We start from the raw sequence: 12677 nt of genomic DNA, 5'->3' as shown, positions 1-12677 counted from the left end.
ACTATGACCACCACTGTTGAGCCGACCGCTCCTGCTGGCGTGGCCACTGGCCGCGTCGCGCGGGTCATCGGCCCGGTCGTCGACGTGGAGTTCCCCGTCGACGCGATGCCGGAGATCTACAACGCGCTGCACGTCGAGATCGCCGACCCGGCCGAGGACGGGGCGAAGAAGACCCTGACCCTCGAGGTCGCGCAGCACCTCGGCGAGGGCCTGGTGCGCTCCATCTCCATGCAGCCCACCGACGGCCTGGTCCGCCAGGCCGCGGTGACCGACACCGGCGCCGGGATCACCGTGCCCGTCGGCGACGTCACCAAGGGCCGGGTGTTCAACACCCTCGGCCAGATCCTGAACGAGCCCGAGGCCGAGTCCGAGGTCACCGAGCGCTGGGCCATCCACCGCAAGGCCCCGGCGTTCGACCAGCTCGAGTCCAAGACCGAGATGTTCGAGACCGGCCTGAAGGTCGTCGACCTGCTGACCCCGTACGTCAAGGGCGGCAAGATCGGTCTGTTCGGCGGCGCGGGCGTCGGCAAGACCGTCCTCATCCAGGAAATGATCATGCGTGTGGCCAAGCTGCACGAGGGCGTTTCCGTGTTCGCCGGTGTCGGCGAGCGCACCCGTGAGGGCAACGACCTGATCGAGGAGATGGCCGAGTCCGGCGTGCTCCCGCAGACCGCGCTGGTCTTCGGCCAGATGGACGAGCCCCCGGGCACCCGTCTGCGCGTCGCCCTGGCCGGTCTGACCATGGCGGAGTACTTCCGCGATGTGCAGAAGCAGGACGTGCTGTTCTTCATCGACAACATCTTCCGCTTCACCCAGGCAGGTTCCGAGGTCTCGACCCTGCTCGGCCGCATGCCCTCCGCGGTGGGCTACCAGCCGAACCTGGCCGACGAGATGGGCATCCTCCAGGAGCGCATCACCTCGACCCGCGGTCACTCGATCACCTCGATGCAGGCGATCTACGTCCCCGCGGACGACCTCACCGACCCGGCCCCGGCGACCACCTTCGCGCACCTCGACGCGACCACGGTGCTCTCCCGGCCGATCTCGGAGAAGGGCATCTACCCGGCGGTGGACCCGCTGGACTCGACGTCCCGGATCCTGGACCCGCGCTACATCTCGCAGGACCACTACGACTGCGCCTCGCGCGTGAAGTCGATCCTGCAGAAGTACAAGGACCTCCAGGACATCATCAACATCCTGGGCATCGACGAACTGGGCGAGGAGGACAAGCTCACCGTCTTCCGCGCCCGCCGCATCGAGCGCTTCCTGTCGCAGAACACCCACGCGGCGAAGCAGTTCACCGGGCTCGACGGATCGGACGTGCCGCTGGACGAGTCGATCGCCGCGTTCAACGCGATCGCCGACGGTGAGTTCGACCACTTCCCGGAGCAGGCGTTCTTCATGTGCGGTGGCCTGGACGACCTGAAGGCGAAGGCCAAGGAGCTGGGCGTCTCCTGAGCGTCCTGCCTTGAGGAGAGGGGTGGGCCCGGTCCCACCCCTCTCCGTACGCCCGTTATTCTTTGACGAAAGCCCTGTCGTCCCCGGCAGGTCTCAGACCCGAGGAGCCACGTTGGCTGCTGAGCTGCACGTCGAGATGGTCGCGGCGGACCGTAGTGTCTGGTCCGGCACGGCCACCTTGGTCATCGCGCGCACCACATCGGGTGACATCGGCGTCATGCCCGGCCACCAGCCGCTGCTCGGTGTGCTGGAGTCCGGCCCGGTGACCATCCGTACGAGCGACGGCGGGACGGTCGTCGCCGCGGTGCACGGCGGGTTCATCTCGTTCGCGGACGAGAAGCTCTCGGTGCTGGCCGAGATCGCGGAGCTGTCCGACGAAATCGATGTCAAGCGCGCGGAGCGGGCGCTGGAGCGCGCCAAGTCGGAGGCGGACGCCGCCGCCGAGCGGCGCGCCGACGTCCGGCTGCGTGCGGTGGCGGGAGTGCACTGAGCCTGTCACGTACGGTCGGAAAACCTCAGCCGCGGACCTCGCTGGAGCTCCTCTTCAGTGGTCCGCGGCTGAGGCGATGCAGGTGCGGTTTTTCCGGATGAGGCGAGGAGGTCGGTGAAGATGGTCCTCGCTCTGCTCGTGAGCGGCGTGGTCGTCGCGCTGGTGGTGGCGGGACTCTTCGTCTTCGGGCTGCGGCGGCGGCTGATCCAGCGGTCCGGCGGCACCTTCGACTGTTCCATGCGCTGGGGCGCGCCCGGACCCGAGGCGGAGCCCAGCGGTAAGGGGTGGGTGTACGGGATCGCCCGCTACAACGGTGACCGGATCGAGTGGTTCCGGGTCTTCTCGTACGCGGTCCGGCCTCGGCGGACGCTCGAGCGCGCCTCGATCGAGGTGCTGGAGCGGCGTACCCCCAAGGGCGAGGAAGAGCTGGCCCTGCTCTCCGACGCGGTGATCCTGGCCTGCCGCCACAGTGGTACGCGGCTGGAGCTGGCGATGAGCGACGACGCCCTGACCGGCTTCCTGGCCTGGCTGGAGGCCGCCCCGCCCGGCCAGCGCGTCAACGTCGCGTAGCCTTAAGGCTCACACCCCCAATTCCTGCGCCAGGACGGCCGCCTGGACCCGGCTGCGCAGGTCCAGCTTGCCGAGCAGCCGGCTGACGTGGGTCTTCACCGTCGCCTCCGCCATGGTCAGGTGCGTCGCGATCTGCGCGTTCGACATCCCTTGGCCCAGACAGCCCAGCACCTCGCGCTCGCGCGGGGTGAGCGCGGCGAGCGCGGCGAGCACGGCGGGATCGGCCGCCGTCCCGGCGCCGGACCTGGCGAACTCCGCGATCAGCCGACGGGTCACCGCGGGCGCGATCAGCCCCTCACCACGCGCGACCGTGCGGACCGCCTCGACCAGCCGTGCCGCGTCGCTGTCCTTGAGCAGAAAGCCGGCCGCCCCGGCGCGCAGCGCGCCGAAGACGTACTCGTCCAGGTCGAACGTGGTCAGCACCAGCACGTCCGCCAGCCCCTCGGCGACCACCTGACGGGTCGCGGAGACCCCGTCGAGCCGGGGCATCTGGACGTCCATCAGCACCACGTCGGGGCACAGCGCACGGGCCCGCGCCACGGCCTCCTCGCCGTCGGTGGCCTCGCCGACCACCTCGATGCCGGGCGCCGACCGCAGGATGAGCACGAGCCCGGAGCGCACCGCGGCCTGGTCCTCGGCGACGAGCACCCGGATGGGCTCCTCGGATTTCGGATGCACCGCGACTCCTGTGCCGTCATGGATGGTCGTCATGCCCCGTCACCCAGCGGCAGGGCGGCCCGCACCCGCCACACCGTGCCGGAGGGGCCGGGGGCGGGGCCCGCGTCGAGGGTGCCGCCGAGCAGCGTCACGCGTTCCCGCATCCCGACCAGTCCGGTGCCGGATCCGGGTGCCCGGGGCGCGGGGCGTTCACCGTACGGGCTGGTCACCCGGACTTCCAGGGCGCCGTCCGCACCGTCCGCGCCGTCCGCCGAGTGCGTCAGCGTCACATCCACCCTGCCGGGCCCGGCGTGCTTGAGGGCGTTGGTCAGCGACTCCTGGACGATGCGGTACGCGGCGAGTTCGACCGGGGCGGGCAGCGGGGCGGAGTCCGGCGGGCGTTCGTCGGACAGGACGAAGTCCTGCCCGCCCGGTGAACTGGCACTCCTGGCCTGCTCCAGCAGGGTGTCCAGCGCGTCGAGGGTGGGCGCGGCGGAGGGCCGGTCCGCGTCGCGCGTGTCCCGCAGCAGCCCGATCAGCCGCCGCATCTCGGCCAGTCCGCGCACGCTGTTCTCCCGGATGACCCCGAGCGCCTCCTCCGTCGCGGCCGGGTCCTTGAGCGACTGGGCGGCGGTGGAGTGGATGGCGATGGCGGACAGGTGGCCCGCCACCATGTCGTGCAACTCGCGGGCCATGCGGGCCCGCTCGGCGGTGACCGCCTCCCGGCGGTCCAACTCGGCCAGCAGCGCGGTCTGCTCGGCGCGCAGCCGCTCGGCCGCGGCCTCCTCCCGGTGGTTGCGGACCAGCACCCCGGTCCACGCCGGGCTGATGGTGAACACCGCGACGAGCATGCCGATCAGCAGCGTCTCCGGCTCCTGGAGGACCGCCAGCGGCACGGCCGTCGCCAGCGCCGTGACCAGCACGCACAGCCGGGGGACGCGGCGGGCGGTGGCGGGGGTGCCGTACATGACGCACGCGTAGATCAGGTCCGTGTACATCAGCAGCGTCGCGGCCAGCCCGCCGCTGCACAGGTCCACGGCCACGGCGACGGTCCCGATGCCGAGCCCCGCGACCGGCGCCGTACGCCGCAGCAGCTCCGCCCCCGAGATGACGACCAGGGCGACCAGCCCGAACCACCGGGGCGTACCGAAGAACGGCGGATTGTTGTGCAGCCCCAGCGCCCACAGCAGCACCCCGCCGAACACCCCGGCGAGGCCGATGAGCATGTCGTCGCGGTGGGGGCGCGGCAGGCGGTGCGGCATGCCCCCATCACAGCACGCGGCGCGCCCCCGGTCCTCCCCCTCCGGGCCGGTCCTCCTCGCACCCGTCGTACATCGAAGGATGCACCCGGGTCTCGTCACGGGCGACGAGGCGAACGCCCGGATCGCGCGGGACGGTGAGGAAGAGCGAGAGGAGAGACCGTGATTGTCGCGCTGATCATCGCCTGTGAGGTCGGCTTCTGGGTGCTGCTGGCCGTGGGGCTGGCGCTGCGGTACGTGGCCAAGATGCCGCGCGCGAGTGTGGGCGTGCTGCTGTGCGAACCGATGCTGGAGCTGGTGCTGTTCGTGGCGACCGCGATCGACCTCAAGAACGGCGCCGAACCGGACTGGAAGCACGGGCTCGCCGCGGTCTACATCGGCTTCTCGGTCGCCCTGGGCCACCAGACGATCCGCTGGGTCGACCAGCGGGTGGCCCACCGCTTCTTCCACGGCCCGCCGCCGGTGAAGCCGCCGAAGTACGGCATGGCGCGAGCGGCCCACGAATGGAAGACCGCCGCCCGCTGGATCCTGGCGGCGGCCATCGCGATGGCGCTGCTCCAGGGCGCGATCTGGTACGTCGGCGACGATGGCGACATCGGCTCGCTGCGCGAGTGGCAGTCGAAGATGCTGCTCGTGATCGGCATCAACGTGATCATCGGGCTGTCCTACACCCTCTGGCCGAAGCGCGAGCCCTCCGAACCCGCCCCGCGCTAGCCCCTCCCCGAAACCGCGGGCGACACCCCCGGACCCCGCTCCGGGGCTGCGCCCCTGGGCCCACCCGGGGTTGTGACCCGGGCCCCGGTCGGGGCTACGCCCCCTGGGCAGCCTGGGGGTGCGCCTGGCTCTGAGTTGGGGCTCTGCCCCGGGCCCTACTGGGACTGCGTCCCGGGCCCCGGCTCCGGGGCCGCGCCCGCGGGGCCGCGATGCCGGCGACTTCCATTGGCCGTTTACACAGGTCGCAGGCGAGTGGAGTGCGTCCCGCGTCCCCGTTCTCCAGGGGACGCGGACGCTCTCACATGATTGCTTGGTCAGTTCTTCCGAGCTCACCGGGCCAACGCCCGACCGTCACAACGCAGCGCCGAGCACCCGGTTCCCACCCCTCTCGCGCGCAGGGATGCCCACCAACGCCCTCATCGCCAACCAAGGTGGCCCCAACGTCAAGCGGGACGTACACGGACGCGAGTTAGGGGGCGGTCTTCGCCCCGTGCGCGGCAGTGACGCGCTCGATCTCTGCCACGAGTTTGAAGTCCAGCGGGGTGACGATCGCTCCAGCGCTGTACGTCGTGATGCTGAAGTGCAGCCGCTCCCACCGGATGTCGATGTCCGGGTGGTGCTGAAGTTTCTGCGCGGCCTCGGCCACCTCGTTGATGACCTTGATGCTCGTGTAGTAATCGAGCTGGTAGGTCTTTCCGATCCGGCTCGTGTCCCCGGACCAGCCTTCCCAGCGTTCCAGATGCGCCTGGACTTCCTCTGCTGTCAGCGGGTCTCGTTCTGCCATGGGGTGCCTCTACCCTCAGTGCGCGGTCCGCAGCCCAATGCCGTCGAACAGCGCCCGCACCTCTTGGCCCTGCGGTGCGAGGTGCCACGGCGCCAGGCGTTCCCAGGCGGTCGTCAATTCCCTGCGCAGTCGTGCGGACTCGACCTCTTCCGCTACGTGTACCGCAGCCTCCAGGGCTGCGACCGCTTCGTCAGGACGCCTGCTGTCTGCCAGCGCGGCCGCCTGACGGGCGGCGAAGACACCGGAGTTCTGCCACTCCGCAGAGGGCATGACCTGGTCCCACAGCCGAACGGCTTCCGAGCCGAGCTGCATTCGGCTGTAGCAGGTGGCCCGCTGGATCTCCAGGTAGAGCGGGGTCCTGGTCGCGACGCCCCACGGGTGATCGTCATCGATTCGATCAATGAGTCGACCAGCTCGGTCGAGTAGCTGGTCGCAGGCTCTGCGGTCGCCGACCAGGGCCTGCCCGTGGGCCGCTTGCTGAAGTGCCTGGACCTTGACCTTGGCGCATAGCTGCTTCTCGTCAGCCAGGGCCGCGCTGGCCATCTCTACGGTTGTGGGGCCGTCGCCGAGGTCCATGTCCACCATGGCGCGGTTGGTCAGCGCATGGGCCACGAGCTGTTTGTCGTGAGCGCGGTGGGCCAGCTCCAGCGTGCGGGTGCCCCAGGCTGAAGCCTGATCGAGCTGACCGGCGTCCTGGTAGAGCCAGGTGATCAGTCCGGTGAAAGCCGCCGCTGTCTGCCATAGCCGCCTGCGGAGGTCGCCGTGGCTGTTGGTAGCCAGGTGCGCGACGATCTGGAATTGCGCGGCCGCGGTCGGGATCAACCGGCGCGGGCTCTGTGCCGCGTCGGCTCGCCAGAGGTCATCGAGCTGACGCCGGAAGTACGCCACAGCCTCGGGGGGCACGGCCTTGGAGCCGGGATCTCCGGATGGGATCACGGACAGCGCGAGGCCACTGCTGTCCGTGAGGAACGTGCGCCGGTTGATCGTCATGCCGAGGTCCTGTTCGAGCTGGGCCAGCGCGTCGGCCAATGCCAGCGGGGCAGGGGCGGGAGCGCCCGTCAGCCAACCGATGGACACTCCGAGCGCCCGTGCGATCAACGGTAACCAGTCGTGCGGCTTACGAAGACCTCTCTCGTACCGGCTGATCTCGTTCCGGGTTAACCCTCCGGACGTCAGCCCAGCCAACTGGTTCACCTTCACGGCGAGCTGACCTTGACCCATGCCGAGTTCGGTCCGGCGTTCCCGAATCCGTTCCCCGATGGTCACGCGCTCCATGCTGGCCCCTACCTGGCCCCTACTGGAGCCCTGTCTCCCAACATCCGTGCCCAGTTGTATCGGTGGACAGAACCTGTCGAACGAGAGGCGACGCGATCATGAAGACGGCGAGCCAGTGGACACCACCGAACGGTACTGAAATCGAGGCACTCCGTGCGGGCCAATGGTGGGACGCCGTGCGAGTGCGGTCCGCCGCAGGCAACCGTGCCTTGGAGTTGCTCGGTGAAGCGGCCGGCGCGGTCATCGCGGACCCCGACTGCGCCCGGCTCTACTTCCTCATCCCGCCCGGCACCGCCGCGGGCTGGAACCTGCGGTACGCAGACGTACTCGGAGACGGGCCCCAGGCGGTTTTCGTGGGCGTGCCGCCCGTCAGCCGCGGGGAGGGGCCCGGTGTGCACTGGTGCGTGCCACCTCAGCGTGATCAGTACCTCACCGACCCGGTCTTCCTCTACGAGGCGCTGCGCGCCGCGACGCTGGCCGAGCTGGGAGTCCAGCCGGGAGACGAGCGATGACGAGGCAGATCTGCGCGCGCTGCCAGCAGTCGGCGGACGAGCCGGTCGTCGTCGGAATGGAGCACGGCGCCAGCGTCGGAGGCCGCACCACGTACGCGTGCCCCGGCTGCGCGCCCAGCTTTCCGAAGCAGGTCGACGTGTTCGCCGTCATTGGCAGCATGCGCCGCGCACGGGAGACGGGGCGCGCGATCCAGCCGGGACGGTCGTGATGGCCGACACCCCCGAGGTCGCGTTCGCTCTCGTCCTTGAACACGGGATGGATTGCCCTACCTGCCGCACCAGCGACCGCCTGTGCGACACCGGTCAGGAACTGCTGCGCATCCACAACGCTGGCCGCTCCGACGCCGCCTTGCAACCGGGCGCGCCCGGGCGCTGCGACTGCTGCGGCAGGGACGAGGAACTCTCGACGGTCCACGAGTCCACCCCGACCGGGCCCGGACGGACGCGGTACGTCTGTCGGGGATGCGCGCCCCGGCCCGTAAGCCGGGATCGTTCCGCGGAGGGCCTCGCCACCGTGCCAGGACACGCGGCCATGCACGACCGACAGTGCACCGAGTAGCCCGAGCGGGCTGGGCGCTGCGCCAGCGGCGCCGACCGCGTCTGTGGGCAGCGGCCTCGTTGCGGGGGCTCCGGAGGCCGCCCGGGGGTCCGGGGCCGACCCCGTTCGGGCAGGCCCCGCCTCAGCGGTTTTCGCCGGGGACCCAGAGGACGTCGCCCACCTCCTTGTTGGCCGAGCGGGCCAGGATGAAGAGCAGGTCGGACAGGCGGTTGAGGTAGGTCGCGGTGAGCGGGTTCATGGTGTCGCCGTGCTCGGCGAAGGCCGCCCACGTGGAGCGCTCCGCGCGCCGTACGACCGTGCACGCCTGGTGCAGCAGGGCCGCGCCCGGGGCGCCGCCGGGGAGGATGAAGCTGCGCAGCTTCTCCAACTCCTCCAGGAAGCGGTCGCAGTCCGCCTCCAGCTTGTCGATGTAGGTCTGCCGGACGCGCAGCGGCGGATGCTCGGGGTTCTCGACCACCGGGGTGGACAGGTCGGCGCCCACGTCGAACAGGTCGTTCTGGACCCGGACCAGGACCTCGGTGATCCCGGCCGGCAGCGAGCCCAGCGCGATGGCCACTCCGATCGCCGCGTTCGCCTCGTTCGCGTCGGCGTACGCGGCGATCCGCAGGTCCGTCTTGTCGGTGCGGCTCATGTCGCCGAGGGAGGTGGTGCCCTTGTCCCCGGTGCGCGTGTAGATGCGGGTGAGATTGACCATGGGGCCGAGCCTACGCGCCGGCCTGCCGGAAGAGCCGGGTGCCGAGGGTCACGGCGACAGCGGCGAGCCCGGTGGCGACCAGGCACGCGAGCCCGATCTTGCCGTCCCCGTAGTCCCCGGCGAAGGCGGCCCGTACGCCGTCCACGAGGTAGCGGAACGGCACGAGGTGCGAGGTGATGTCGAGCCAGCGCGGGCCGAGCGACATCGGCAGCAGGATGCCGGAGAGCAGCATCGCGGGCATGGTGACGGAGTTGATGACGGGGGCGAAGCCCTGCGGCGACTCCACGCGCATGGCCAGCGCGTACGAGAGCGAGGCGAGCGAGACGGTCAGCGCGGCGACGAAGCCGAGGCCGATCAGGACGCCCGGCAGCGGCGCGCGCAGGCCCATGGCGACGGCGACGAGGACGACCACCACGGACTGGAGCAGGAGCTGCACGACGTCCTTGAGCACCCGGCCCATGAGCAGGGCCAGTCGGCTGACCGGGGTGACCCGCATCCGCTCGATGACGCCGGTGCGCTTTTCGAAGACGATGCCGATCCCGGCGAACGAGGCGCTGAACATGCCGAGCTGGATGAGGATGCCGGGGACGATGGTCTGCCAGGAGTCGCCCTCGCCGCCCAGCGGTATGCCGGTGAGCAGCGGACCGAAGAAGACCAGGAACAGCAGCGGCTGGACGAGGCCGAAGACCATGGCGGGCTTGGAGCGCAGGGTCTGGCGGGCGTAGCGGCGGAAGATCAGGGCCGTGTCGGAGATGACGTGAGGCATGGGAGTTCCCGGGGTCAGACGGCGAGCGGGGCGGGGTCGTGGGGGGCGGCGCGGCGCCCGGTGATGGCGATGAAGGTGTCCTGGAGCGTGGCGTCCGGCGAGCCGCCGTACTCGGCTTTGAGCCGTGCCGCCGTGCCCTCGGCGGCCACCCGGCCCTGGTCGACGACCACGAGCCGGTCGGCGAGCGCGTCCGCCTCGTCGAGGTAGTGGGTGGTCAGGAAGACGGTCATGTCCTGCTCGGCGCGCAGCCGCCGGATGAGGTCCCACAGATCGGCGCGCCCGGCCGGGTCCAGCCCCGTCGTCGGCTCGTCGAGGAACAGGATCCCGGGCCGGTGGACGAGGCCCAGCGCGATGTCCAGACGGCGCCGCTGCCCGCCGGAGAGGGCGGCGCAGGGGCGGTCCAGCAACCCGGTCAGGCCCAGGTCGTCGGCCAGTTCACCGGCGCGGGCCACGGCCTCGCGCCGGGGGAGCCGGTAGAGGCGGCCCTGGGTGACCAGTTCCTCCCGTACGGAGACGGTGGGGTCGACCCCGCCGGACTGGGCGACGTACCCGATGCGGCGCCGCACCCCGCCCGGGTCGGTGGCGAGGTCGTGCCCGGCGACCGTGGCGCTGCCGCCGGTGGGCGGGAGCAGTGTGGTGAGCATGCGGAGCGTGGTGGTCTTGCCCGCGCCGTTGGGGCCCAGGAAGCCCAGGATCTCCCCGGCCTCGACGGTCAGGTCGATGCCGCGGACGGCCTCCACGGGGCCGCGCTTGGTGTGGAAGGTGCGGGCGAGCCCGCTCGTGGCGATGACTGGCATGCCGCCAAGAAAAGCAGAGTCACTTAAACTTTGCAATGACACCAAAAATAAAGTGAGCCCAGCGAAGCTAGGATGAGGGCATGGCGGAAGGGCTCAGGGAGCGGAAGAAACGGCAGACCAGGCAGTACATCTCGGACGTGGCGACCGGGCTGTTCATGGAGCGCGGCTTCGACGCGGTCACGATCGCGGAGATCGCCGAGGCGGCCGAGGTCTCGGTCAACACGGTCTACAACTATTTCCCGACCAAGGAAGACCTCTTCGTCGACCGCGAGGACGAGGTCGTCGACCGCCCCTCCCGCCTCGTACGGGAGCGCGCGGTCGGCCAGTCGGCGGCGCGGGCGCTGCTGGAGCAGCTGCGCCAGGACATCCGCGAGCGCCAGCCCTATGTCGGGCTGAGCGAGGGCTACGAGCGGTTCCGTCAGGTCATGGTGGACTCGCCGACGCTCATGGCCAGGCTCTTCACCATGCAGGGGAAGACGGTCGGCCATCTCGGAGTGACCCTGCGCGAGGAGGCGGCCGCCGCGCCGCAGGACCCGACCCCCGAGTTCATCGCCCACCAACTCGTCGGACTCCAGAACGCCGTTCAGCGCTCCATCATCCGCGCCCTCGCGGAAGGCGGCGGGACCGACGAGGTCGCCGAGGACGCCCTGCGGGCGGTCGACGTCATGGAGTCGCTTCTCAGCGACACGGTGCTCAACTATGCGGTGAAGAACACACCGTGACGCGCCTTACCAAGGGGTGCCCGAAGGGGTGAACGGGCGTTAAGGTCCACGCACACCGAACGTCGACGAAGGGGTGTGTGTCGTGGCCAAGAAGCTCGCGGTCATCGGAGCCGGACTCATGGGGTCCGGGATCGCGCAGGTCTCCGCCCAGGCGGGCTGGGACGTCGTACTGCGCGATGTGACCGATGAGGCGCTGCGCCGCGGCACCGACGGCATCCGCGCCTCGTACGAGAAGTTCGTCTCCAAGGGCAAGCTGGACGCCGGGGACGCCGAACGGGCACTGGCCCGCATCACCACCACGACCGACCTCGACGCCGCCGCCGACGCGGATGTCGTGGTGGAGGCCGTCTTCGAGAAGATCGAGGTCAAGCGGGAGATCTTCCGCACCCTCGACGGCCTGGTCAAGGACGACACCATCCTGGCGTCCAACACCTCCGCCATCCCGATCACCAAGATCGCCTCCGCGACGGAGTGCCCGGAGCGGGTCGTCGGCACCCACTTCTTCTCGCCGGTCCCGATGATGCAGCTGTGCGAACTGGTGCGCGGCTACAAGACGAGCGACGAAACGCTCGCCGCGGCACGGGAGTTCGCGGAGGGCGTGGGCAAGACCTGTATTGTCGTCAACCGCGATGTCGCGGGCTTCGTCACCACGCGCCTGATCTCGGCACTCGTGGTCGAGGCCGCCAAGCTGTACGAGTCCGGGGTCGCCACGGCCGAGGACATCGACATCGCGTGCAAGCTGGGCTTCGGTCACGCGATGGGACCCCTCGCGACGGCCGACCTCACCGGCGTGGACATCCTGCTGCACGCCACCGACAACATCTACACCGAGTCCCAGGACGAGAAGTTCGCGCCACCGGAGATCATGCGCCGGATGGTCGACGCGGGTGACATCGGCCGCAAGAGCGGTGGGGGCTTTTACCGCTACTGAGGGCCCTGGTGCGGCGCCAGGCCCGTAACTCACCCTCTCGGGTGAATTCGGTATCGGTTCGCCTACAGACGGCAACTTCCTCGGGTGAGAGGCAGTCAGTTCTGTAGAGAGAAATGGCGCATTGACGACACGACGACGCACCATCCAGGGGAGCGCATATGCACATCAGGGGCGACCACGCCGAGCTGGTCGTCGGGGGCCGCCTGGACGTCCGGAGCGCGGCGGACGCCCGTACGGCCCTGCACACCGCCGTTGACTCCGGCGGCGGGGATCTCGTACTCGACCTGACCGAGCTGGACTCCTGGGACGCCACCGGGCTCGGCGTGATCATGGGGGCGCACCGGAGGGCGGGCCGGGCGGGCCGCCGGCTCGTCCTGCGCGGGGTGCCGCCCCAGATGCAGCGGCTGCTGGTGGCCACCCGGCTGCACCGCATCCTGGCCATCGAGGGCGGCCTCGAGGCGGAGAGCCTGCCCCGCGTCTGAATCCCGG

At 70.3% G+C, this 12677-nt stretch carries 16 protein-coding genes; 9 read left to right on the top strand and 7 right to left on the bottom strand.

The features are described from left to right. Nucleotides 1-3: 3 nt before the first annotated feature. From atpD to ASC60_RS06375, 3 genes are all read left to right on the top strand, one after another. Entirely contained in the window at nucleotides 4-1458 is a 1455-nt protein-coding gene (atpD, locus tag ASC60_RS06385; RefSeq protein WP_055547690.1) for a F0F1 ATP synthase subunit beta, read from the top strand. 112 nt (nucleotides 1459-1570) lie between these two features. Further along, nucleotides 1571-1948, top strand: a complete 378-nt coding sequence (locus ASC60_RS06380; protein WP_055547688.1) for a F0F1 ATP synthase subunit epsilon — start codon at nucleotides 1571-1573, stop codon at nucleotides 1946-1948. Nucleotides 1949-2068: 120 nt separating this feature from the next. Next, a complete protein-coding gene (locus ASC60_RS06375) occupies nucleotides 2069-2518 on the top strand; it encodes a DUF2550 domain-containing protein (RefSeq protein ID WP_055548703.1) in 450 nt (149 codons plus the stop codon). Between the two features lie 9 nt (nucleotides 2519-2527). Here ASC60_RS06375 and ASC60_RS06370 read toward each other — a convergent pair whose 3' ends face one another. Both ASC60_RS06370 and ASC60_RS06365 read right to left on the bottom strand, forming a co-directional pair. Then, nucleotides 2528-3229, bottom strand: a complete 702-nt coding sequence (locus ASC60_RS06370) for a response regulator transcription factor (protein ID WP_055547686.1) — start codon at nucleotides 3227-3229, stop codon at nucleotides 2528-2530. Then, the gene (locus ASC60_RS06365; protein ID WP_055547684.1) at nucleotides 3226-4437 is read right to left on the bottom strand and encodes a sensor histidine kinase; all 1212 of its coding nucleotides are present in this window, start codon (nucleotides 4435-4437) and stop codon (nucleotides 3226-3228) included. Before ASC60_RS06365 ends, ASC60_RS06370 begins: the two co-directional genes overlap by 4 nt. Before the next feature lie 159 nt (nucleotides 4438-4596). Here ASC60_RS06365 and ASC60_RS06360 point away from each other — a divergent pair, with 159 nt between their 5' ends. After that, a complete protein-coding gene (locus tag ASC60_RS06360) occupies nucleotides 4597-5148 on the top strand; it encodes a hypothetical protein (protein ID WP_055547682.1) in 552 nt (183 codons plus the stop codon). Nucleotides 5149-5617: 469 nt separating this feature from the next. On the opposite strand, the gene ASC60_RS06355 is transcribed toward ASC60_RS06360, so the two are convergent. Further along, nucleotides 5618-5932: a 4a-hydroxytetrahydrobiopterin dehydratase gene (locus tag ASC60_RS06355; protein ID WP_055547680.1), complete on the bottom strand. Its 315-nt coding sequence runs from the start codon at nucleotides 5930-5932 to the stop codon at nucleotides 5618-5620. A 15-nt stretch (nucleotides 5933-5947) separates the two neighbouring features. Continuing rightward, nucleotides 5948-7198 carry a helix-turn-helix domain-containing protein gene (locus ASC60_RS06350; protein WP_159043210.1) on the bottom strand — a complete coding sequence of 417 codons (1251 nt, stop codon included), beginning with the start codon at nucleotides 7196-7198 and terminating at the stop codon, nucleotides 5948-5950. A gap of 185 nt (nucleotides 7199-7383) precedes the next feature. On the opposite strand from ASC60_RS06350, the gene ASC60_RS06345 reads away from it, so the two are divergent. Both ASC60_RS06345 and ASC60_RS06340 read left to right on the top strand, forming a co-directional pair. Beyond that, a complete protein-coding gene (locus ASC60_RS06345) occupies nucleotides 7384-7719 on the top strand; it encodes a hypothetical protein (RefSeq protein WP_234356821.1) in 336 nt (111 codons plus the stop codon). Further along, nucleotides 7716-7928, top strand: a complete 213-nt coding sequence (locus ASC60_RS06340; protein WP_055547674.1) for a hypothetical protein — start codon at nucleotides 7716-7718, stop codon at nucleotides 7926-7928. The genes ASC60_RS06345 and ASC60_RS06340 overlap by 4 nt, the downstream gene beginning before the upstream one ends. Nucleotides 7929-8399: 471 nt before the next feature. Here ASC60_RS06340 and ASC60_RS06330 read toward each other — a convergent pair whose 3' ends face one another. The 3 genes from ASC60_RS06330 to ASC60_RS06320 are packed head-to-tail and all read right to left on the bottom strand — an operon-like array spanning nucleotide 8400 to nucleotide 10535. Continuing rightward, nucleotides 8400-8972, bottom strand: coding sequence for a cob(I)yrinic acid a,c-diamide adenosyltransferase (locus tag ASC60_RS06330; protein ID WP_055547670.1), 573 nt, complete (start codon nucleotides 8970-8972; stop codon nucleotides 8400-8402). 10 nt (nucleotides 8973-8982) lie between these two features. Beyond that, on the bottom strand, nucleotides 8983-9738 hold the full coding sequence (locus ASC60_RS06325) for an ABC transporter permease (RefSeq protein WP_055547668.1): 756 nt from the start codon (nucleotides 9736-9738) through the stop codon (nucleotides 8983-8985). 14 nt (nucleotides 9739-9752) lie between these two features. Beyond that, nucleotides 9753-10535 carry an ABC transporter ATP-binding protein gene (locus ASC60_RS06320; RefSeq protein WP_055547665.1) on the bottom strand — a complete coding sequence of 261 codons (783 nt, stop codon included), beginning with the start codon at nucleotides 10533-10535 and terminating at the stop codon, nucleotides 9753-9755. Nucleotides 10536-10615: 80 nt separating this feature from the next. On the opposite strand from ASC60_RS06320, the gene ASC60_RS06315 reads away from it, so the two are divergent. The 3 genes from ASC60_RS06315 (at nucleotide 10616) to ASC60_RS06305 (ending at nucleotide 12670) form a co-directional block, all read left to right on the top strand. Continuing rightward, complete coding sequence (locus ASC60_RS06315; protein WP_055547663.1) at nucleotides 10616-11257, top strand: TetR/AcrR family transcriptional regulator; 642 nt, start codon at nucleotides 10616-10618, stop codon at nucleotides 11255-11257. 82 nt (nucleotides 11258-11339) lie between these two features. Continuing rightward, nucleotides 11340-12188, top strand: a complete 849-nt coding sequence (locus ASC60_RS06310) for a 3-hydroxyacyl-CoA dehydrogenase family protein (protein ID WP_055547661.1) — start codon at nucleotides 11340-11342, stop codon at nucleotides 12186-12188. A 158-nt stretch (nucleotides 12189-12346) separates the two neighbouring features. Further along, the gene (locus tag ASC60_RS06305) at nucleotides 12347-12670 is read left to right on the top strand and encodes an STAS domain-containing protein (RefSeq protein ID WP_055547659.1); all 324 of its coding nucleotides are present in this window, start codon (nucleotides 12347-12349) and stop codon (nucleotides 12668-12670) included. Nucleotides 12671-12677 lie beyond the last annotated feature (7 nt).

The organism is Streptomyces sp. NBRC 110028 (assembly GCF_001417735.1).
Taxonomy (GTDB): Bacteria; Actinomycetota; Actinomycetes; order Streptomycetales; family Streptomycetaceae; genus Streptomyces.
This window is presented reverse-complemented; position numbering and strand designations above follow the sequence as displayed.